General features: G+C 71.8%; 20 protein-coding genes and 1 other RNA gene. 1 reads left to right on the top strand and 20 read right to left on the bottom strand.

Features of this window, described 5'->3' with window-relative positions; translation table 11 throughout:
• Position 1 precedes the first annotated feature (1 nt).
• The 11 genes from mraY to sppA all read right to left on the bottom strand — a co-directional run bounded on the left by mraY (position 2) and on the right by sppA (position 11,178).
• Entirely contained in the window at positions 2-1,111 is a 1,110-nt protein-coding gene (gene mraY / locus EFJ44_RS06955; protein WP_125256470.1) for a phospho-N-acetylmuramoyl-pentapeptide-transferase, read from the bottom strand.
• Entirely contained in the window at positions 1,111-2,529 is a 1,419-nt protein-coding gene (locus EFJ44_RS06950; protein WP_125256469.1) for a UDP-N-acetylmuramoyl-tripeptide--D-alanyl-D-alanine ligase, read from the bottom strand. Before EFJ44_RS06950 ends, mraY begins: the two co-directional genes overlap by 1 nt.
• On the bottom strand, positions 2,522-3,979 hold the full coding sequence (locus EFJ44_RS06945; protein WP_125256468.1) for a UDP-N-acetylmuramoyl-L-alanyl-D-glutamate--2,6-diaminopimelate ligase: 1,458 nt from the start codon (positions 3,977-3,979) through the stop codon (positions 2,522-2,524). The genes EFJ44_RS06950 and EFJ44_RS06945 overlap by 8 nt, the downstream gene beginning before the upstream one ends.
• Complete coding sequence (locus EFJ44_RS06940) at positions 3,976-5,700, bottom strand: peptidoglycan D,D-transpeptidase FtsI family protein (protein ID WP_125256467.1); 1,725 nt, start codon at positions 5,698-5,700, stop codon at positions 3,976-3,978. Before EFJ44_RS06940 ends, EFJ44_RS06945 begins: the two co-directional genes overlap by 4 nt.
• Entirely contained in the window at positions 5,697-6,086 is a 390-nt protein-coding gene (ftsL, locus tag EFJ44_RS06935; RefSeq protein ID WP_125256466.1) for a cell division protein FtsL, read from the bottom strand. Before ftsL ends, EFJ44_RS06940 begins: the two co-directional genes overlap by 4 nt.
• Positions 6,083-7,024 carry a 16S rRNA (cytosine(1402)-N(4))-methyltransferase RsmH gene (rsmH, locus tag EFJ44_RS06930; protein WP_125256465.1) on the bottom strand — a complete coding sequence of 314 codons (942 nt, stop codon included), beginning with the start codon at positions 7,022-7,024 and terminating at the stop codon, positions 6,083-6,085. Before rsmH ends, ftsL begins: the two co-directional genes overlap by 4 nt.
• Positions 7,021-7,494 carry a division/cell wall cluster transcriptional repressor MraZ gene (locus EFJ44_RS06925; protein WP_125256464.1) on the bottom strand — a complete coding sequence of 158 codons (474 nt, stop codon included), beginning with the start codon at positions 7,492-7,494 and terminating at the stop codon, positions 7,021-7,023. The genes rsmH and EFJ44_RS06925 overlap by 4 nt, the downstream gene beginning before the upstream one ends.
• A gap of 300 nt (positions 7,495-7,794) precedes the next feature.
• An RNA gene (gene rnpB / locus EFJ44_RS06920) (RNase P RNA component class A) lies at positions 7,795-8,171 on the bottom strand.
• A gap of 44 nt (positions 8,172-8,215) precedes the next feature.
• Positions 8,216-8,980 (bottom strand): N-acetylmuramoyl-L-alanine amidase, encoded by a 765-nt coding sequence (locus EFJ44_RS06915; protein ID WP_125256463.1) that lies wholly within the window; start codon positions 8,978-8,980, stop codon positions 8,216-8,218.
• A gap of 7 nt (positions 8,981-8,987) precedes the next feature.
• Positions 8,988-9,305, bottom strand: coding sequence for a hypothetical protein (locus tag EFJ44_RS06910; RefSeq protein WP_125256462.1), 318 nt, complete (start codon positions 9,303-9,305; stop codon positions 8,988-8,990).
• A gap of 91 nt (positions 9,306-9,396) precedes the next feature.
• Positions 9,397-11,178 carry a signal peptide peptidase SppA gene (sppA, locus tag EFJ44_RS06905; protein ID WP_125256461.1) on the bottom strand — a complete coding sequence of 594 codons (1,782 nt, stop codon included), beginning with the start codon at positions 11,176-11,178 and terminating at the stop codon, positions 9,397-9,399.
• Between the two features lie 220 nt (positions 11,179-11,398).
• Here sppA and panD point away from each other — a divergent pair, with 220 nt between their 5' ends.
• Entirely contained in the window at positions 11,399-11,755 is a 357-nt protein-coding gene (panD, locus tag EFJ44_RS06900; RefSeq protein ID WP_125256460.1) for an aspartate 1-decarboxylase, read from the top strand.
• On the opposite strand, the gene EFJ44_RS06895 is transcribed toward panD, so the two are convergent.
• The 9 genes from EFJ44_RS06895 to EFJ44_RS06855 form a co-directional block, all read right to left on the bottom strand.
• Positions 11,756-12,265: a methylated-DNA--[protein]-cysteine S-methyltransferase gene (locus tag EFJ44_RS06895; RefSeq protein ID WP_125256459.1), complete on the bottom strand. Its 510-nt coding sequence runs from the start codon at positions 12,263-12,265 to the stop codon at positions 11,756-11,758. It lies immediately after the preceding gene.
• A complete protein-coding gene (locus EFJ44_RS06890) occupies positions 12,255-13,355 on the bottom strand; it encodes a bifunctional transcriptional activator/DNA repair enzyme AdaA (RefSeq protein ID WP_125256458.1) in 1,101 nt (366 codons plus the stop codon). Before EFJ44_RS06890 ends, EFJ44_RS06895 begins: the two co-directional genes overlap by 11 nt.
• Before the next feature lie 55 nt (positions 13,356-13,410).
• A complete protein-coding gene (locus tag EFJ44_RS06885) occupies positions 13,411-14,535 on the bottom strand; it encodes an HAAS signaling domain-containing protein (RefSeq protein WP_125256457.1) in 1,125 nt (374 codons plus the stop codon).
• A 13-nt stretch (positions 14,536-14,548) separates the two neighbouring features.
• Positions 14,549-14,878 (bottom strand): PadR family transcriptional regulator, encoded by a 330-nt coding sequence (locus EFJ44_RS06880; protein ID WP_125256456.1) that lies wholly within the window; start codon positions 14,876-14,878, stop codon positions 14,549-14,551.
• 81 nt (positions 14,879-14,959) lie between these two features.
• Complete coding sequence (locus EFJ44_RS06875) at positions 14,960-15,169, bottom strand: helix-turn-helix transcriptional regulator (RefSeq protein WP_125256455.1); 210 nt, start codon at positions 15,167-15,169, stop codon at positions 14,960-14,962.
• The gene (locus EFJ44_RS06870) at positions 15,162-15,833 is read right to left on the bottom strand and encodes a hypothetical protein (RefSeq protein ID WP_125256454.1); all 672 of its coding nucleotides are present in this window, start codon (positions 15,831-15,833) and stop codon (positions 15,162-15,164) included. The genes EFJ44_RS06875 and EFJ44_RS06870 overlap by 8 nt, the downstream gene beginning before the upstream one ends.
• A 66-nt stretch (positions 15,834-15,899) precedes the next feature.
• Positions 15,900-17,195 carry a dicarboxylate/amino acid:cation symporter gene (locus tag EFJ44_RS06865; protein ID WP_125256453.1) on the bottom strand — a complete coding sequence of 432 codons (1,296 nt, stop codon included), beginning with the start codon at positions 17,193-17,195 and terminating at the stop codon, positions 15,900-15,902.
• A gap of 39 nt (positions 17,196-17,234) precedes the next feature.
• Positions 17,235-17,762, bottom strand: coding sequence for a methylated-DNA--[protein]-cysteine S-methyltransferase (locus EFJ44_RS14065; RefSeq protein WP_125256452.1), 528 nt, complete (start codon positions 17,760-17,762; stop codon positions 17,235-17,237).
• 58 nt (positions 17,763-17,820) lie between these two features.
• Positions 17,821-18,573: an extensin family protein gene (locus EFJ44_RS06855; protein WP_125256451.1), complete on the bottom strand. Its 753-nt coding sequence runs from the start codon at positions 18,571-18,573 to the stop codon at positions 17,821-17,823.
• Positions 18,574-18,688 lie beyond the last annotated feature (115 nt).

Below are 18,688 nucleotides of genomic sequence, written 5' to 3'. Positions count from 1 at the left end.
CTCAGCGCAGCTTCAGCGTCGCCAGGCCCGCCAGCGCCAGCATGGCCGACACGATCCAGAAGCGGATCACCACCGTCGATTCCGGCCAGCCCAGCTTTTCGAAATGGTGGTGGATCGGCGCCATCAGGAAGATGCGCTTCTTCGTGGCCTTGAAGTAGCCGACCTGGATCATCACCGAGGCCGCCTCCAGCACGAACAGGCCGCCGACGATGCCCAGCACCAGCTCGTGCTTGGTCATCACCGCCACCGCGCCCAGGGCTCCGCCCAGCGCCAGCGAGCCGGTGTCGCCCATGAAGATCTTGGCCGGCGGCGCATTGTACCAGAGGAAGCCCGTGCCCCCGCCGATGATGGCCGCCAGGAACACCGCCAGCTCGCCCGAGCCCGGCACGTGGTGAATGCCCAGATAGTTCGAGAAGATGAAGTTGCCGGCCAGATAGCTGATCACGCCGAACGCCGCGGACGCCATCATCACAGGCACGATGGCCAGGCCGTCCAGGCCGTCGGTCAGGTTCACGGCGTTCGAGAAGCCCACGATCGTGAACGCCGCGAAGGCCACGTAGAACCAGCCGACGTTCAGCAGCACGTCCTTGAAGAAAGGGAAGGCGATCGACGTCTCGAGCCCGGGCGACGTCGGCGACGCCGTCATCCACAGCACCGTCAGCACGCCGGCGATCACCGCCACGACGACCTGGGCCGCCAGCTTCTGCTTCGAGGTCAGCCCGGCCGAGGTCTGTTTCGAAACCTTGGCGTAGTCGTCGACGAAGCCCAGCACGGCGAATGCCGCCGTCACCAGCGACACGATCCAGATGTAGGGATTGGTCAGGTCGCCCCACAGCAGGACGGCCACGGCGATGCCCGCAAGGATCATAAGCCCGCCCATGGTGGGCGTGCCCACCTTCGACAGGTGGCTGACGGGCCCGTCGTCGCGGATCGGCTGACCCTTGCCCTGCTTGGCGCGCATCCAGGCGATGAAGCGGCTGCCCATGGCCACCGCCACGATCATCGCCGTCGCCATGGCGAGCGCCACCCGCACGGTCTGGTACTGGACAAGGTTCAGCAGGGGGTAATCCTGCGCCACGTCGGCGTAGTAGAGGTACAGCAGGTAGAACATCAGGCGGTCCCCTCTTCGGCCCCTCGGTCCAGGTCGGCCAGCGCCCGCGCGATCTGCGACGCCTTCGACCCGTTCGATCCCTTGACCATCACCACGTCGCGCGGGGCGACCAGATCGCCGACCGCGTCGGCCAGATCGGCTGCGGTTTCCCGCCATTCGCCGCGGCGCTCGGGCGCGATCGCCTCATGCAGCGCCCGCATCTCCGGCCCCGCCGTGTGCACGACGTCCAGCCCCGCCGCCTCGATCGCCTCGGCCAGCCCGGCGTGAAGGGCGCGCGACTGGCCACCCAGTTCCAGCATGTCGGTCAGCATGACGATGCGTCGCCCCCCCGGCTCCACCGCCCGCGCGCCGAGGCTGGCGAACCCCGCCTTCATCGACAGCGGATTGGCGTTGTAGCTCTCGTCGATCAGGGTGAAGGCGCCGCGCGGCAGCCGCACGGTCCGCACCTGCCCCCGACCCGCCAAGGGCGAGAAGTCGGCCAGCGCCTCCAGCCCGACGTCCACCGGCACGTCCAGCGCGTCGAGCATCAGCAGCACCGCCAGGCTGTTCAGTCCCCAGTGGAAGCCGGACTGGCGCAGACGGAAGACATGGTCGCGGCCCAGCACGATCGCCTCCACGCGGGCGCCGTCGGCGTCGGGCGTGAAGTCGATCAGGCGCGCGGCGTCGTCCTGCGACGTGCCGAAGGTCAGCACCCGCGCGCCCTTGCGCAGGGCGGCGCCGCGCAGGACCTCCAGCCAGGCGTTGTCGGCGTTGATCACCGCCGTGCCGCCCGGGCCCAAGCCCTCGAAGATCGCCGCCTTCTCGCGCGCCACGCCCGCCTCGCCGTCGTCGAAGGCCTCGATGTGCACCGGCCCGACCGTGGTCACGCAGGCGGCGTGCGGCTGCACCATCCGCGCCAGCGGCCCGATCTCGCCGGGCGCGTTCATGCCGATCTCGAAGACGGCCCGCTGCACCGTCGCCGGCATGCGGGCCAGGGTCAGCGGCACGCCGATGTGGTTGTTGAAGCTCTTCACCGACCCGTGCGCGGGTCCGGCCAGATCCAGTCCCGCCTTGATCGCCTGCGTCACGCTGGTCTTGCCGACGCTGCCGGTCACCGCGCCGCGCCGCACCTGCGGGGCCCGGTCGCGCGCCGCGGCGCCGAGCCGCTCCAGCGCCCTGAGCGTGTCGTCGACGACGATGCAGGGCCCGCCGTCCACCGGCCGTTCGACCAGGGCGCCCGCTGCGCCGGCCTCGAACGCGGCGCCCGCGAACTCATGCCCGTCGCGCACGCCGCGCAGGGCCACGAACAGGTCGCCCGGTTCGACCTCGCGGCTGTTGAAGGTGACGCCGTTCGCCTCGAACGCCCCGCCCTCGATCCGCCCTCCGACGGCTAGGGCGATGTCGGTGGCGGTCCACAGCGGTCCTGCGGTCTCAGGCATGCAGTCTCAGGGCCTCGGCTGCGACGGCGACGTCGTCGAAGGGATGAGTCGTGGAACCCACGATCTGGCCCCTCTCATGCCCCTTTCCGGCGACGACGACCACATCTCCCGCGCGGCCCATCCCGACGGCGTGGAAGATGGCCTTGCGCCGGTCCCCGACCTCCTCGGCGCCCACCGCGCCCTTCAGCACCTCGGCGCGGATCGCGGCCGGGTCTTCCGAACGGGGATTGTCGTCGGTCACCACGGCCACGTCGGCCAGCCGCGCCGCGACCTGGCCCATCAGGGGCCGTTTGCCGCGGTCGCGGTCGCCGCCGGCGCCGAAGACCACGATCAGCCGCCCGCGCGCGTGGGGCCGCAGCGCCGTCAGCACCGTCTCCAGCCCGTCCGGCGTGTGCGCATAGTCGACGTAGACCTCGGGCCCTCCCGCCGGTCCGGCGACGCGCTGCAGCCGGCCTTCGGCGCCCTGGATGTGCTCCAGTGCCGCCAGCACGTCCTCGGGCTTCGAACCCGAGGCCACGCACAGGCCCGCCGCCACCAGGGCGTTCGAGGCCTGGAAGGCCCCGGCCAGGGGCAGCAGGATCTCGTGGGTCAGACCGCCGGCGTCGATCGTCAGCCGCTGACCCTCGGGCACCGCCTCGCGCCCGATCAGGGTCAGGTCGCGGCCGCGCTGACCCACGCCGTAGACGCCCAGCCCGGACATCAGGCCGGCGGCCGCGAAGCGCGAGTAGGCGTCCGAGTCGGCGTTCAGCACCGCCGTGCGTCCGCGCGGCAGCAGGGTCTCGAACAGGCGCAGCTTGGCGGCGCGATAGGCCTCCATGTCGCCGTGGTAGTCGAGGTGGTCCTGGGTCAGGTTGGTGAAGCCCGCGGCCGTCAGCCGGATGCCGTCGATGCGGCGCTGGTCGATGCCGTGGCTGGACGCTTCAAGCGCCAGATGGGTGACGCCGCGCCCGGCCAGTTCGGCCGTCAGGCGCGCGGCGTCGCCGGCGTCGGGGCTGGTCAGGCCGGGGGGCGTCAGGTTTTCGACGCGGCCGCCCGTCTGCATCACCGTGCCCAGCGTGCCCATGCTGGCGGAGGCGTGGCCCAGCCGCGTCCAGATCTGGCGACAGAAGGCCGCGACCGAGGTCTTGCCGTTGGTGCCGGTGACGGCCACGCAGGTCTTCGGCTGGGCGCCGTAGAAGCCGCGCGCCGCCAGGGCATAGGCGCGCCGCACGTCAGCCGAGGTGACCAGCACGGGCGCGGCGTCGCGCGGCGTGTCCGTGGGGGCCAGCACCGCCGCCGCCCCCTTGGCCAGGGCCTGAGGGATGAAGGCGCGTCCGTCCGCCGTCGTGCCCGGCAGGGCGACGAACAGGGTGCCGGCGTCCACGCGGCGGCTGTCGGCCGTCACCCCGGTGATGACCGGGTCGGCGGGCACGTCGCGGCGCAGGATGTCGGACAGACGCAGCGCGCTCATCCCAGATCGCGCTCCATGTCCTCGAGCGTCGGAATCTTCTCGCCGTCGGCGGTGCGCCAGCGGTCGGCGCGGCGCTCCACGCCCACCAGCGGCGCGATGCGGTCGGCGATCCGGCCCACGGCCGGGGCGGCCACGAAGCCGCCCGTGCGCGGTCCGTTCGACGGCTCGTCGACCAGCACGAAGATGGCGTAGCGCGGACCGTCCAGCGGCCCGTCGGTCGGGAAGACCGCCGCGAAGCTGCCGATGCCCAGCGTGGCGTCGTAGCGCGTGCCGGTCCACTTGTTGGCCGAGCCCGTCTTGCCGCCGACGCGCAGGCCCGGCGCATCGGCCCGCGTGCCGGAGCCGCGCACCACATTGCGGCGCATCAGGTCCAGCAGCAGCACGCTGGTCGAGGCCTGCACCACGCGGACCGGCTCGGCGCCGGCGCCGCCCTTGCGGATGGACAGGGGGACGTAGAAGCCGCCGTTGGTCAGGGCGCCCATGGCGGCGATCGCCTGCACCGGCGTGACCATGATGCCGTAGCCGAACGACAGCGACGCCAGCGTCGAGTTGGACCATTCGCGCGGCAGCACCGGCGCGGCCGACTCCCTGAGCTCCAGCGGCGCGGCGTCCAGCAGTCCCAGCTTCTCGAAATAGGCCCTCATGCCGTCCGGCCCCAGCTGCATGGCCAGCTGCGACGTGCCGATGTTGGACGAGTGCAGATAGACGTCCTCCAGCGTCATCACCCGGTTCTGGGCGTGGAAGTCGGTGATGCGACGGTTGCCGATGACCAGCGCCTGCGAGGCGTCGAAGGTCGTTTCCATGTCCGCCAGACCCCGGTCGATGCCGGCGGCGACGGTGAAGCTCTTGAACACCGAGCCCATCTCGTAGTGGCCCGAGGTCGCCAGGTTCTTCGACTGGTTCGTGGGCCAGCTGGCCATGGCCAGGATCTCGCCGGTGTGCACGTTGGTGACGATGGCGACGCCGTTCTTCGCGCCGGTCTGATCCATCGCCGCGGCCAGCTCGCTCTCGACGATGCCCTGGATGCGCAGGTCGATGGACAGGGGCACGGCGGATCCGTCTATCCCCGCCTGCCGCAGCTGCCCGTCCAGCGCCAGCTCGGCGCCGGTCAGACCCTTGCCCCACGCGTCCGACACCCCGATCACGTGACGGGCGGAGCCTCCCAGCGGATAGACGCGCCCGTCCTCCTGCTCGAAGCCGACGCCGCCCAGACCCAGGGCGTGCACCCGGGCCTTCTGCTGCGGCGTCATCGCGCCCTTGACCAGCACCCGACGGTCTCCGTCCAGCGCCCGGCGCAGGCGGCGCGCGTCCACCTCCGGCAGGGCGCGGCGGATCTGCGTGAAGGCGAAGTCCTTGTCCCAGACCTCGGTGGGATCGACGTACAGGCCCCAGAAGACGACGTTCGTCGCCAGCAGTCGGCCGTTGCGGTCGACCAGATCGCCGCGCGTCAGCTGGCGCTCAACGCCCGCCCCGGCGCCGTTCAGCACCGGCGCCGCCAGCGCCGACCACGCCGCGCGCATGCCCAGACAGGCGAAGACCACGCCGAACACCGCCAAAATCAGGAAGATGCGGACCCGCGTGTCCTCCTCCGGCCGGGCCTGCGCCCGCGACCGTTCGAAGGCGTGCTCGACCCACCAAAGGACGGCGGTCAGTCGACGCCACGACGGGGGGCGCGGCAGGCGGGGCGCGGGGGCCGGTCGGTGATGCGGCGTGACCGTCACTGCGGCGCCTCCTGGACCGTCGCGGCCGGCGAGGCGGCGGCCTCGGCCGGGGGCGCCGGAGCCGGCTCGACGTCGTCAAGCTCGGTCTCCTCGACGCGCTGATCCGCATCGATCGGTGCCAGCCCCAGCCCCTTGGACAGGGCGTCCAGCCGCGCCGGGCTTTCCAGCCGCGCCGCCTCGGCGCGAAGCAGCCGAACGCGCTGGCGGTCCTGCGCGATGTCGGCCTCCAGCTCGGCCATGCGGGTCGCCTCGCGCTGCGCGCCGGCCTTCACCAGATAGACCGAGCACAGCATGGCGCCCACGCAGACCACGCCGATGATCTCGATCCAGCGGACGCCGCGGATCTTCCAGTCGAACAGGCGGCGGATCGCAGGGGGCGGCTTCATGCGGCCACCCCCCACGCCGGAGCCTCCGTCCGCACCGCGGCGCGCAGCTTGGCAGAGCGCGCCCGCGGATTGGCCGCGATCTCGGCCTCCGTCCCGCCACGCGCGCCCTTGAACAGCAGGGTGAAGCTGGGCGCCCGCGTCGCCGCCGCCTGCGGCAGGTGGCGGGAACCGCCCGGCGCGTTGCCGCTGCGTTCGGCCAGGAAGGCCTTCACGATCCGGTCTTCCAACGAGTGAAAGGTCACTACGGCCAGACGTCCTCCCGGCTTCAGCGCGGCTTCAGCCGCCGCCAGCCCGCGCTCCAGCTCGCCCAGTTCGTCGTTCACGGCGATGCGCAGGGCCTGAAAGGTCCGCGTCGCGGGATGGATCGGCGCCCCCCGCCGGCCGCCCAAGGCCTTTTCGACCACCTCGGCCAGATCCAGCGTCCGTTCAAACGGCCGCTCGACCCGGCGACGCAGGATCGCCGTGGCGACGCGTCCCGACTGCCGCTCCTCGCCGTACTGCTTGAGGATGTGGGCCAGCGGCCCGTGATCCCAGGTGTTGACCAGATCCGCCGCGGTGGGGCCGCTGCCGGACATCCGCATGTCCAGCGGCCCGTCGCGCAGAAAGGAGAAGCCGCGGTCGGCCTCGTCGATCTGCATCGACGACACGCCGATGTCGAACACCACGCCGTCGACCGGACGGTCCACGGCCTCGGCCATGTCGCCGAACGGGGTCTCGACCAGCCCGAACTTGCCGGGGAAGTCGTTCGCCACGGCTTCGGCGTGCGGACGCACGGTCGGGTCGCGGTCCAGCCCGATCACCTCCGCCCCCGCCGCCAGGATGGCGCGGGTGTAGCCGCCGGCCCCGAAGGTGGCGTCGACCATCACGTCGCCGGGCTTCGGCGACAGGGCCTCGATCACCTGATCGATCAGAACGGGGACGTGCGGCGCGCCGGTCATTGACCGCCCTGCGTCTTCAACTGCGCCGCCAGCCGCAGCGCGCCCAGCTCGGCCAGACCTTCGCGCGCCACCTTGCGCTGCTCGGCGCGGCGCGCGGCCCAGGCCTCCTTGCTCCAGATCTGGAAGCGGTCGCCCAGGCCGACGATCATCACGCTGTCGCCCAGCCCGGCCTCGGCGATCAGGCTTTCCGGGAGGGTGATGCGGCCGCCGCCGTCGAAGGTCAGCCGGTTCTGCTCGCCCAGCACCTGCCACTCCAACGCCGAGCGCTGGGCCGAACCGAACGGCAGGGACTGGATCATCTCGACGTAGACGGCGAACAGGTGGTCGCCGCCCGCCTCCAGACAGTCGGCCTCGATGGAAGGGAAGCAGAAGACCCGGTGCTCGGCGCCGTTGTCGGCGGTGCGGAACTCCTGCGGGATCAGCAGGCGGCGCTTGCCGTCCAATTGTTTCTCGAACGTCGAGAGAAACACGCCCCGCCCCGTTTCCGGTCCGTCAGGACCGTCTGAAATCCCCCGAACGCGCCACGCGCGCCCGTCGTGCCCAAATCATGGGTTCTGGGATATCATGGGATCAGATGGGTCACAATGGGATTGGTTGACGGATTTTAACCTCGACGGTGGGCCGAACGACAGAACAGAGCGGAACAATCACAGAACATCGCCAAGTAATCCCCAGTCTGTGGACAGCCTGCGCCACGCCGCCGCCCCAAGGGTTAACGAGCGCCTTCAAGCAGCGAGCGCCCGCGGCGCGAGCGACAGGGCAATAAAGAAAGCGCCAGACGGTCTGTAAGCCGGGTTCTGTCCCCGCAAGCGGGTGACGGTCATTCCTCTGGGCCGGCCCTCGCGGACCGGCTCTCGCGACCAACCCGGACGCCTCGGGCGGTGAACCCTGCGAGCCGAAGCCCGCGCGACGTCCCTATTCGGTCTTGCTCCCGGCGGGGCTTGCCATGCCGTCCACGTTGCCGGGGACGCGGTGGGCTCTTACCCCACCCTTTCACCCTTCCCGACCCCGAAGAGCCGGAGGTTTGCTTTCTGTGGCGCTGTCCCTCGGGTCGCCCCGGGCGGGAGTTACCCGCCGCCGTTTCACCGTGGAGCCCGGACTTTCCTCGACGGGACCGAAGCCCCGCCGCGACCGCCCGACCGTCTGGCGCGGGCACAGATGCGCCTTGCGGGCCCCGCCGTCAAACCGGCGTCAGTTCAGCACGCCCGTCACGCTCTCCACGCTGGCCAGCTGCAGCAATCCCACCAGCCGTGCGCGCGTCTCGCCGTCGGCGACTCCGTCGACCGCCGCCGGCCGCCAGTGGCGCTGGAAGGCCTCGACGGTCAGACGCAGCTCGCCGTCATAGGTCGTGCGCGCCGTGACGCCGTAGCCCAGCCGGTGCAGGCCCGCGCTCAGCACCGTCACGCCGATGCCCTCGTCGCCGGGGCTCAGCGGCGCGCCCAGGGCCGCGACCCGTTCCATCGCCGGTTCGAACCACAGTCCGTGACGCGCCTCGGCCAGCCGCTTCCACGGGAAGCGCTCGCCCGGATCCTGCTTGCGGTCGGGCGCCAGGTCCGAATGGCCGATGATGCGCGCGTCCGGGATCGACCAGCGGGAGCGTATGTCGCCGACCAGCGCGATCACCGCGTCGATCTGCGCCTCCGGGAAGTCGCGATAGCCGAACTCGTGCCCCGGATTGACGATCTCGATGCCGATGGAGGCGGCGTTGCAGTCCGTTTCGCCCTGCCAGACGCCCTTGCCGGCGTGCCAGGCGCGGCGCTCTTCGGGCACCAGCCGCAGGATCGAGCCGTCCTCGTCGACGACGTAGTGAGAGGAGACCTTCGCCACGGGATCGCGCAGGCGGTCCACCGCCTCCTGAGCCGTCCCCATGCCGGTGTAGTGCAGCACCACCATGTCCGGGGGCGCGCGGCGGGCGTCGAAATTCGGAGACGGCGCCTCGACGATCGAGAGCGTCATGTGAGGATCAGCGCCGATCCCAGCCGTAGGCGACCCAGGTCCCGTCGACCTTCTTCGCCTCGATGATTTCCGGGTCCGTCGCGCGGCGCGACCGGCCGCCGAACGCGCGGCGAGCCTTCAGCGCGAACGCCGCCAGCGCGAGGACCAGCCCCCCGACCACGGCCATCACCGCCACGGCGGCGGCGGCGAACACCGCCAGAACGGCCCCCACGGTCATGGCGACGGCGGCGGCGATCACGCCAAACAGGGCGGTGAACGGCCCCATCAGGCCGCGGCCCTTGCGGGCGTCGGGGCCGAGGGCGGCGAGGCGGTCGAACTGGGTCATCGGGCGTCCTTCAACCTTCGCAATGTCGTCTCCGCGACCTGAACGGTCAAGGAATGCGCCGTTCACGCCTCGGTGTCCGGGTCGTTTCGCCTCAGCCCAGCGGCCGGTCGGCCAGCACGACGGCGCCCTCGCGCCGCATGCGGTCGGCCTCGACGCGACGCGCCACGGCCTGGGCCTGCGGGTCCTGCGCCACGCCGCCGAGGAAGACCAGGGCCCGCGCCGCCTCACCCGAGACGCCGAAGGCTTCCGACAGCGCCTCCCACGGCGACATCGGCGCCGGGAAGCGCTTCAGCCGGATGCGCGCGTCGTTCGGGATCTTCGCCAGCTGGCGGGCCTTGGCGATGGCCTCCTCCAGACCGCCCAACTGGTCGACCAGTCCCAGACCCAGCGCCTGCGCGCCCGTCCAGACCCGACCCCGGGCGATCTCGCGCACGCGCGCCGGCGGCAGATCCCGCCCGCGCGCCACCCGCGTGATGAAGTCGTCGTAGATGCGGTCCATCTGCTGCGAGATCTTCGCCCGCTGCTCGGCGGTCCACGGCTCGGAAATGGCGTAGGCGTCGGCGAACTCGCCGCCGACCGAAAGGCCGCGCACGTCGACGCCGAACCGGCCCAGCGCGTCGGCCAGCACGAACTTGCCGCCGAACACGCCGATCGAGCCCGTCAGGGTCGCGGGCTGGGCCACGATCCAGTCCGCCTCGGCCGAGATCCAGTACCCGCCGGACGCCGCGTAGGCGCCCATGGACACCACCACCGGCTTGCCCGCCCTCTGCGCCGCGCGCACCGCCGCGGCGATCTGCTCCGACGCCTCCGGAGAGCCTCCCGGCGACGAGACGCGCAGCACGATGGCCTTGACCGACTTGTCCTCGATGGCGTCGTAGATGGCCTCGGCCGTGTCGTCGGACATGATGCTCGAGCCGCCGCCGAACGGGTCGCCGCCGCGGCCCGTGCCCGTCATGATCGGCCCCTCGGCATAGACGATGGCGATGGCGTCGGAGCCCGTGCCCTCGCGGGCGCCCTTGGCGTCGACGTAGTCGCCGAACTCGACGATCTCCGCCCCGCGGCCGGCCCGTCGCTTCGCCTCGGCCTCGGCCTGCTCGACCTCGCCCAGATGGGTGATCAGCCCGCGCGCCCGCGCCTCCTCGGCGGTCCACGGCCCGGCCTCCACCACGGTCTTCAGCGCCGCCGGCGTCATCTTGCGGTCGGCGGCGGCCGCGGCGATCGAGGTGTCGTAGATCGAGCCGACCCACGCCAGCGTCGCCTCGCGGTGCGCGGCGGTGAAGTCCGACTGGGTGTAGGCGTTGACCGCGTTCTTGTACTCGTGCCGCTGCTCGAACTGGGCGTTCACGCCGTACTTCTCGAACGCGCGGCCGAAGAAGATCTCTTCCGTCGCCAGGCCGGCCATCTGGAAGCTGGCGCTCTCCTGCATCCACAGCTCCGAGGCCGAGGCGCCGACCATGTAGGCCGAAACCGAGGCCCCCGCGGGCATGAAGCCCTGCGAGTGGGCGATGACGATCTTGCCCTTGGCGCGCAGCCGGCGGATCGCCTGACGCACCTCGTCGGCCGCGGCGGGGCTCAGTCCCGTTTCGGGCAGACGCACCAGCACCGCCTTGACGGCCTCGTCGTCGCCCGCCTGGGCCAGACCGTCGACGATCTCGATCACCGACAGCGCCGCCCCGCCGAAGCTCAGCGGATTGGTCGACGGGCTGTCGCTGACGCCTTGGCGCAGATCCAGCTCCAGCACCGTGTTGCGCGGAATCGACGGCTTCGATCCGGCCGAGGCCACGGCCATCATGATCAGCACCATCGGCACGACCACGAGGAACAGCACCAGCCCGGTGAAGACCCCGAGCACGGTCAGGAAGAATTGTTTCATGGGGAAGTCGTCGTCCGGTTCCGGTCGGCCGAGGCGGCGCGAAGCCTCGACCATAGGGGCCGAACCGTCACCGTCAAATGAACCTCCCGTAACGGGCGAAAGCGTCGCAGCGCCGCGATGCTGCATTGCGGCGCCCGCGATTGATGCAGGGCGGCGAAGTGCCTATATCGACCGCGCGCCGCGGGGGCGTTCCTCCCCGCGCTGAAGGACCGCGCTCCCCATGCTGGTCACCCTGATGAAGTCCAAGCTGCACCGGGCCACGGTGACGCAGGCCGACCTCGACTACGAGGGATCGATCGCGATCGACGGCGACCTCCTGGACGCCGCCGACATCCTGCCGCACGAGCAGGTCGACGTGCTGAACATCACCACGGGCGCGCGCTTCACCACCTACGCCATCCCTGCCCCGCGCGGCTCGAAGGTGATCGGGGTCAACGGCGCGGCCGCGCGTCTGGTCCAGAAGAACGACAAGGTGATCGTCGTCACCTACGGCCAGCTGCCGCAGGAAGAGGCGCGCAACTACGCCCCCACCGTGGTCCTGCTGGACGACGACAACCGCATCAAGCGCGCGGCCTGATCAGACCATGACGCCCTCGTGGGCCAGCAGCGCCCGCTTGCGCTCCACCCCGCCGGCATAGCCCGTCAGCGTCCCGTTCGCCCCGATCACCCGGTGGCACGGCACGATCACGCCCACCGGGTTCCTGCCGTTGGCCAGGCCGACTGCCCGCACCGCCCTCGGCCGCCCGATCCGTGCCGCCAGGGCGCCGTAGCTGACCGTCTCCCCCGCCGGGATGGACCGCAGCGCCGACCACACGTCCTTCTGGAACGTGGTGCCGTTGGTCTTCACCGGAACCCGGTCCAGGGCGGTCAGGTCGCCGGCGAAATAGGCCGCGATCGCGTCGCGCACCCGGTCCGGCGCCCGTCCCGGCGTCAGGTCGACCGGGCCCCAGTGCCGCGCCAGCAGCCGCAGCATCCGCGGCTCATAGTCGGCGAAGTCCAGCGCCCGCACCGCGCCCCCGGCGTCGGTGACCACCAGCATCTCGCCCACGGGTGTGGCCAGTCGATCCAACGTCAGTTCAGGCCGCATCTCTCGTCTCCTCGATCAGGCCGCGCGGATCGATCCCCGCCGCGCGCAGGTGGGCCAGGGCATAGGCGCGCCATGGCCGCCAACCCTCCGCCCTCGGTTCCAGTGCAGGCACGTCGAGCCGGTCGCCGGGCGCGACCTCGCCCGCATCCGTCCAGTCGCCGGCCGCTCTCAGTCCGGGCCGCGCCGCCACCAACGGCGCCAGGAGCGGGTCGGCGGACAGGTCGCGCGCCACAGCCTCCGGATCGCAGCCCAGGTCGAACACCCGGCGCACCCGCGCCAGCACGCCCGGCAGCGCTCTCAAATCGTCCACCTCGGCCCGAACGGCGGCTTGACCGGGCCCCGCCCGCTCGACCGTGACGACGCCGTCCGCGCCGTCCACGTCCTTTGTCAGCGCCCGCGTCCACACGCCGCCCTCGACCCGTTCGCCGCGGTCGGCCAGCGCCGCCAGCAGGGCGTCCCAGTCGTGCGGCTCGCGACAGGGCAGGCTGATCCGCACCCCGCCGTCCCACGCACGCTCCGCCCGTCGCCGCAGCGCCGACGGCGGCCGCCCGTACAGCGTCTGAAACGTCTCGTTGAAGCGCCGCACGCTGCCGAAGCCGGCGGCCAGCGCCACCTGCGCCATCGGCAGGTCGCCCTCCTGGATCAGGGCCTTGGCCAGCAGCACCCGCCGCGTCTGCGCCACGCTGACCGGCGCCGCGCCCAGATGCTTCCGGAACAGCCGCCGCAGCTGCCGCTCCCCCACGCCCAGCCGGCCCGCCAAGGCGTCGACGTCGCCCTCGTCCAGCGCACCCGCCTCGATCAGGGCCAGCGCCCGCGACACGGTGTTCGAGGTGCCGTTCCACGCGCCCATCTCGGGCGCCGTCTCGGGCCGGCAGCGCAGGCAGGCGCGGAAGCCCCGCTCCTCCGCCGCCGCGGCCGTGGGCACGAAGATCACGTTCTGCCTCAACGGCGTCCGCGCCGGGCACACCGGCCGGCAATAGATCCCGGTCGTCCTCACGCAGGTGAAGAAGCGCCCGTCGAACCGCGCGTCGCGGGTCCTCACCGCGCGCCAGCAGGCCTCCTGATCCAGTTCGGGTCCGCTCGTGAACATGGGCGGAGAATGCGCCGGAGGCGGCGCGAAGTCTCGCGGTTTTCGGACATGGACCTCAGCGGCCGCGCGCGACCTTCGCCAGATCGCCGAGGACGGCGAACACCAGCGTGACGCCGAACCCGGCCAGCACGAAGCTCAGCACCGTGCCCAGCACCTGCGCCTGTCCGGCCAGGGTCCGGTCGGCCCGGTCGATCGCGTCCAGCGCGTCCCAGCGCAGCAGCTCGACCCCGCCGCGCACCTGGGCGACGGCGCCGTCCGCAGCGGTCAGGTCGAACCAGTGGCCCCACTGGAAGATCGTCCACGCCAGCGCCAGACTGGCCAGGCTCAGCCCCATGGCGAAGACGGCCCGCACGCGGACCATGTCCGGCCGCAGCACGCCCATCAGATCGACCGCCATGTGGGCCAGCGCCAGCGCCAGGATCGGCGCGAACAGGGCGGTCCACACTGGCGCGCCCGAGACGGTCACCAGCTGGTCGCCCAGCTCGAAGGCGCCGCCCCACGGCCACTCCCACGCCCCGATCCACCAGGCCACGAACAGGCCGCCGAAGATCAGTCCGAACAGGGCGTCCGACCCCGGCCACTTGCCGGCCGAAACCTTCACCGCCAGGGGCTTCACCGTGCCGGACGGCCGCTCGACCCCGGCCTTGACCGATCCGGTCAGCCCCCACCGCGCCGGATCGGCCAGGGTGAAGGCGTGCAGGTCCTTGACCCGCCAGTCGGTCATCCAGCGGGGCTTGCCTCCCCAGCGCTCCATCGACCACGCCACCGCCGTGATCACGCCGACCAGGACGAAGGCCCCGTCGAAGAAGCCGGCGAAGGCCTGACCGATCGCCTGCCCGAACGTCTGCGGCCCGCCCGCCAGCGCCGCCAGCGCGCCGATGATCGAAACGGCCGCGACGATGAACAGCCCCGCCTTCACCGCGAACAGCCAGTAGGGATACAGCTCCGGACCCACCAGGCTGTCGGGCCCGCCGGAATAGCGCTGCGCCACCACCAGCGGATGGCCGATCTCCTGCAGGATCGCCTCCTGCTCCGCCTCGGTCAGCGGCCGCCCCAGCTCCTCCTCCTTCGCCTCGAACCGGCTCAGGATCAGCTCGCGCAGCTCGGCCGTGATGTCCTCGCGCTTCTCCGTCGGCAGCTGCGCCGCCACGGCGTCCAGATATTGGTCGATCAGGGCCATCGGTCCCCTCCCCTCAAAGCATGCGATCAAGGGACGCGCCGATGCGCCGCCATTCGGCGGTCAGCGCCTCCAGCATTTCGGATCCGGCGGGCGACAGGCGATAGAAGCGCTTGTTCCGCTTCTCCTCCTCGCGCCATTCGCTCAGCAGCAGGCCTTGGCTCTCCAGCCGGCGCAGCAGGGGATAGAGGGTCGATTCCTCCATCTCCAGCCCGTCCGCCGCCAGCGCCTGCCGCAGGGTGTAGCCGTACCGCTCGGTTCGCAGACAGGCGAGCACCGCCAGCACCAGCGACCCGCGCCGCAGTTCCAGCCGCATCGCCTCGAACAGACCGCCGTCCACCGGCATCGCGCTTCACCCTGCCCGCCACATAGTGTGTGACACACAGTGTATGCCGCGAAGTGAAGGGCGGAGTCAACTCCGCCCTGATCAGTCCTGCAGGAAGAACAACTCCTCCACCGTCACGCCCAGCGTTCGGGCCAGCAGCAGCGCCAGCGTCGTCGACGGCGTAAAGACCCCGTTCTCGACGGTGTTGATGGTCTTGCGCGACACCCCGGCCCGCTCCGCCAACTCGGCTTGGGTCAGGCCGGCGGCGGTGCGGACCTCCTTCAGGTGCGAGCCCAGCCGGGCGTCACCCATCGTAGGACCGGCTCAGCCAGGCGAACCTCAGCGACGCGGTCGAGGCCGCGGCCCACAGCACCGCCGGCAGGGCGATCACGGCCCAGTCCGCCCGCCACAGGCCCAGCAGATAGACCCCGCACGCGCCGGTCATCAGCACGAAGAAGGCCGCGATGATCGCCCTCGCCTGCATGGCGCGGATCAGCTCGTCGTCGAGATACTTCCGCATCTTTCGCGCATGCGCATCCCAGTTCATGACCATGACCGGCAGCAGCAGGGCGTACAGCGCCGGAACCGCGGCGGTGGCCCACTCCAGCCCGTCCGCCGCGCCGTGCACCATGCGCTCCGCGGCCAGCATGGCCGCGGCGGTCATCGCCAGCATGGCCATCGGCAGGATCGTCAGCTGCCATACCCGGGCCGCCTGCTCACGGTCGCGACGACCCGAAGCCGACTCGAGACGCCGTCCGACCCGGTAGCCCGCCCAGGCGAACAGCGCCGCGGTGACGCCGACGCCGGTGGCGACGCCGGCCGCGGTCATCAGCCCGTCTCCGATCACGACGTCGCCGCGCCGGTTCGCCAGCCAGCCCACGATTCCCGTCATCGCGCCGACGAGGGCCAGCACCAGCGCCGGCTTGAACACCCGCGCGCCCAGCTTCTGATATCCCGTAAGGGTGTCTTCGGTCATGACCGATCTCCCGTGTAACTCACGGGTTACATATCACCTATAGGTGACACGCCTGTCAAGCCGGCGTCAGATCGCGGGGTCGGCCTCCTCGACCGCGTCTCCGCCCTGCACGATCCGCGTCACCGCCAGATCGGCCGTGACGTTGCCCAGCGTGCGGAAGATGTCGGGGATCACCTCCACCGCCAGCAGGATGGGCAGCAGCTCCAGCGGCACGCCCATGGCGATGCAGATCGGCGCGATCGAGACGAAGAAGCTGACCTGTCCGGGCAGGCCCACCGAGCCGATCGACACCAGAACGGCCGTCAGTCCCGCCGCCGCCATGGCCGCCGGCGTCACCTCCACGCCGAACACGTGGGCGCACCAGATGACCACGCCCAGATTGGCGACCGGGCTGGTGATGCGGAACACGGCCACCGCCAGCGGCAGGACCAGACCCGCCGTCGCCCGCGACACGCCCAGCGCGTCCACCGCCCGTTCGACCATCACCGGCAGGCTCGCCAGCGACGACTGCGTCGAGAAGGCCACCACCTGCGCCGGCGCCGCGGCCCGCGCGAACCGCGCCAGACCGACCCGTCCGAAGACCACCACCAACGGGTAGCACAGCAGGATCAGCCCGATCTGGACCAGAGACAGCACCGACACGTACTGCAGCAGCACGCCGGCGGCCCCGATCCCGGCCGTCAGCCCCACGCCCATGGCCAGGGCGAACACTCCGACCGGCGCGACCGTCAGCACCCAGCGCACGATGACGATCATGGTCTCGCCGACCGCCTCGAAGAAGCTCACCAGCGGCAGGCGCAGACGGTCGGGCAGGCGGGTCGCCGCGAAGCCGAAGAAGACGGCGAACACCACCAGCCCCAAAATGGCGTCCTCGGCCGCGGCCCGGATCGGGTTGGCCGGCGCCAGGGTCTTAAAGAACTCGCTGAACGGCGCCCCCGGCCCCAGCCCCTCGGGCGGCGCCGGGGCCCCGGCCCGCACCGCCGCCGCGCCCGCCTCGTCCACCGGCCAGATCGCCAGCAGGCCGAAGTTGGCGACATAGGCGTAGAGCACCGCGAAAGTGATCAGGATGGCGAACCACAGGATCGCCTTGGCCGCCAACCGCCCGGTCCGCGCCGCGTCGGCGATCGAGGCGATGCCCGTCACCAGCAGGCTGAACACCAGCGGCACGATGGTCATCTTCAGCGCGTTCAGCCACAGGGCGCCCAGGGCCGAGATCATGTCCGCCGTGCCGGCCCCGCCCGGCAGGCCCCACTCGCTGGCCGCCGCCCCCGCCGCCAGGCCGCCGACCAGCGCCAGCAGAACCCACAGGCTCAGGGACGAGAAGAAGCTGCGCGACGACGTCGGGGATGCGGGCGGGGTCATTCCGGCAAGCTAGGAGGCATTTCGCGCCTGCGAAAGGGCCTAGATGAGGAGGGCGCCTTCGTGCCGCAGCAGCCAGGTCTTGCGCTCCAGCCCGCCGCCGAAGCCGGTCATCGATCCGTCCGCCCCCACCACCCGGTGGCACGGCAGGATCAGCGGGATCGGATTGCGGTTCAGTGCTGTCCCCGCGGCCTGCGCCGCCCCCGGCTCCCCGGCCCGCTTCGCCGTCTCGCCATAGCTGATCGTCGCGCCCGCCGGCACCTCGGCCAGCAGCCGCCAGACGCGCCCCTGAAACCCGTCCGCGCCCGCCGCCCCGTCCAGCGTCCACGGCACGCGCGCCAGCGCCGCCCGGTCGCCGGCGAAATAGTCCGCAAGGCCTCGCCGCACCGGCTCCGGCGCCGAACCGCCCACCAGCGCCGCTTGCGGCCATTCGCGCTGCATCGTCCGCGCCAGCCCGTCCGGCCGGTCGCCGTCGAAGCTCACCCCGCGCACCCGCCCCTCCCCGTCGCACGCGACCGCCAGCGGCCCGATCGGGCTGGGCAGGACGGACAGGGTCAGCGTCGGCGTCACCCGCCCATCCTGCCGCGCCGGCGCAGCCGCGTCCGGCGGCTTTCGGACCTGCTGCCCCTCACCGGCAGAACGCCCGCCCGCCCGGCTCCAGATGCAGGTGGTCCTGGTGCGGCGCGTCATAGTCGGGGCTCAGCACCGTGCCGAACACCCGGCAGCCCTCGTCGCGGATCCGCTTCAGGAAGCGCGACTTCTCCGTCTCCGCGTACCAGTCGTCCTTGACCATGATCCGCGTGCCGTCGCGCAGCACCACCCCGGCGAAATCCACCGCCGCCGCGCGCGAATGCGCGCTTGGCCGCGCGCCCGGCCGGTTCGACACCGAGCGGCAGGAATAGGTCCCCATGTGCACGATCTCGACCACGTCCTGGCCGAAGATCTCGCGGGCCGCCGGCTCGACCACCTGACGCCGCCACACCGACAGCGCCAGCGCCGTCTGGCAGGTCATCACCGGGGCCGCGGGCCGCAGCCGCGCCACTGTGCCGCGGTCGACGTCCAGCGTCCCCGCCCCCGTCAGCCCGCAGGTCTCGGTCATCACCTTGTCCGGCACCGGCGTGAACGTCACCCGCGCCGCCTCAAGCTCCGCCAGACACAGCCCCAGATGCCCCCCGGCCTCGTCCACCCGCCCCCGCGTCGCGCCGTCCAGCCGACCGTCCACGATCCCCGACGTCGCGAAACTCTCCGCCCGCACCCCCGTCGGCGACGCCACCGTCGGCGCCGCCGGCCGCTCCCTCCACCCCGGCGGCGGCGGATTCGGCCCTCCGAAGCAGGAGGCCGTCAGCAGCAGCAGGGCGAGGGCGGAAACGGTGCGGCGCATGAGCGCGGAGGGTACCGGGATTCGCGGCGGGGATGGGGCGCACCCTCCCGCCACCTGCCGTCAGCATCCCCTCCCCGCCCCGCGCGTTCGTCTGGCGTCAGCCCCTCGCCGGACC

Source organism: Brevundimonas fluminis, assembly GCF_003934285.1.
GTDB lineage: Bacteria > Pseudomonadota > Alphaproteobacteria > Caulobacterales > Caulobacteraceae > Brevundimonas > Brevundimonas fluminis.
The sequence above is the reverse complement of the archived record's forward strand: the minus strand, read 5'-3'. Positions and strand labels throughout refer to the sequence as shown.

What these genes read in the sequence shown, in the direction of transcription:
- mraY (WP_125256470.1), bottom strand. Translation starts at nt 1,111, where the DNA reads ATGTTCTACCTGCTGTACCTCTACTACGCCGACGTGGCGCAGGATTAC.
- EFJ44_RS06950 (WP_125256469.1), bottom strand. Translation starts at nt 2,529, where the DNA reads ATGCCTGAGACCGCAGGACCGCTGTGGACCGCCACCGACATCGCCCTA.
- EFJ44_RS06945 (WP_125256468.1), bottom strand. Translation starts at nt 3,979, where the DNA reads ATGAGCGCGCTGCGTCTGTCCGACATCCTGCGCCGCGACGTGCCCGCC.
- ftsL (WP_125256466.1), bottom strand. Translation starts at nt 6,086, where the DNA reads ATGAAGCCGCCCCCTGCGATCCGCCGCCTGTTCGACTGGAAGATCCGC.
- rsmH (WP_125256465.1), bottom strand. Translation starts at nt 7,024, where the DNA reads ATGACCGGCGCGCCGCACGTCCCCGTTCTGATCGATCAGGTGATCGAG.
- EFJ44_RS06915 (WP_125256463.1), bottom strand. Translation starts at nt 8,980, where the DNA reads ATGACGCTCTCGATCGTCGAGGCGCCGTCTCCGAATTTCGACGCCCGC.
- EFJ44_RS06910 (WP_125256462.1), bottom strand. Translation starts at nt 9,305, where the DNA reads ATGACCCAGTTCGACCGCCTCGCCGCCCTCGGCCCCGACGCCCGCAAG.
- sppA (WP_125256461.1), bottom strand. Translation starts at nt 11,178, where the DNA reads ATGAAACAATTCTTCCTGACCGTGCTCGGGGTCTTCACCGGGCTGGTG.
- panD (WP_125256460.1), top strand. Translation starts at nt 11,399, where the DNA reads ATGCTGGTCACCCTGATGAAGTCCAAGCTGCACCGGGCCACGGTGACG.
- EFJ44_RS06895 (WP_125256459.1), bottom strand. Translation starts at nt 12,265, where the DNA reads ATGCGGCCTGAACTGACGTTGGATCGACTGGCCACACCCGTGGGCGAG.
- EFJ44_RS06890 (WP_125256458.1), bottom strand. Translation starts at nt 13,355, where the DNA reads ATGTTCACGAGCGGACCCGAACTGGATCAGGAGGCCTGCTGGCGCGCG.
- EFJ44_RS06885 (WP_125256457.1), bottom strand. Translation starts at nt 14,535, where the DNA reads ATGGCCCTGATCGACCAATATCTGGACGCCGTGGCGGCGCAGCTGCCG.
- EFJ44_RS06880 (WP_125256456.1), bottom strand. Translation starts at nt 14,878, where the DNA reads ATGCCGGTGGACGGCGGTCTGTTCGAGGCGATGCGGCTGGAACTGCGG.
- EFJ44_RS06875 (WP_125256455.1), bottom strand. Translation starts at nt 15,169, where the DNA reads ATGGGTGACGCCCGGCTGGGCTCGCACCTGAAGGAGGTCCGCACCGCC.
- EFJ44_RS06870 (WP_125256454.1), bottom strand. Translation starts at nt 15,833, where the DNA reads ATGACCGAAGACACCCTTACGGGATATCAGAAGCTGGGCGCGCGGGTG.
- EFJ44_RS06865 (WP_125256453.1), bottom strand. Translation starts at nt 17,195, where the DNA reads ATGACCCCGCCCGCATCCCCGACGTCGTCGCGCAGCTTCTTCTCGTCC.
- EFJ44_RS06855 (WP_125256451.1), bottom strand. Translation starts at nt 18,573, where the DNA reads ATGCGCCGCACCGTTTCCGCCCTCGCCCTGCTGCTGCTGACGGCCTCC.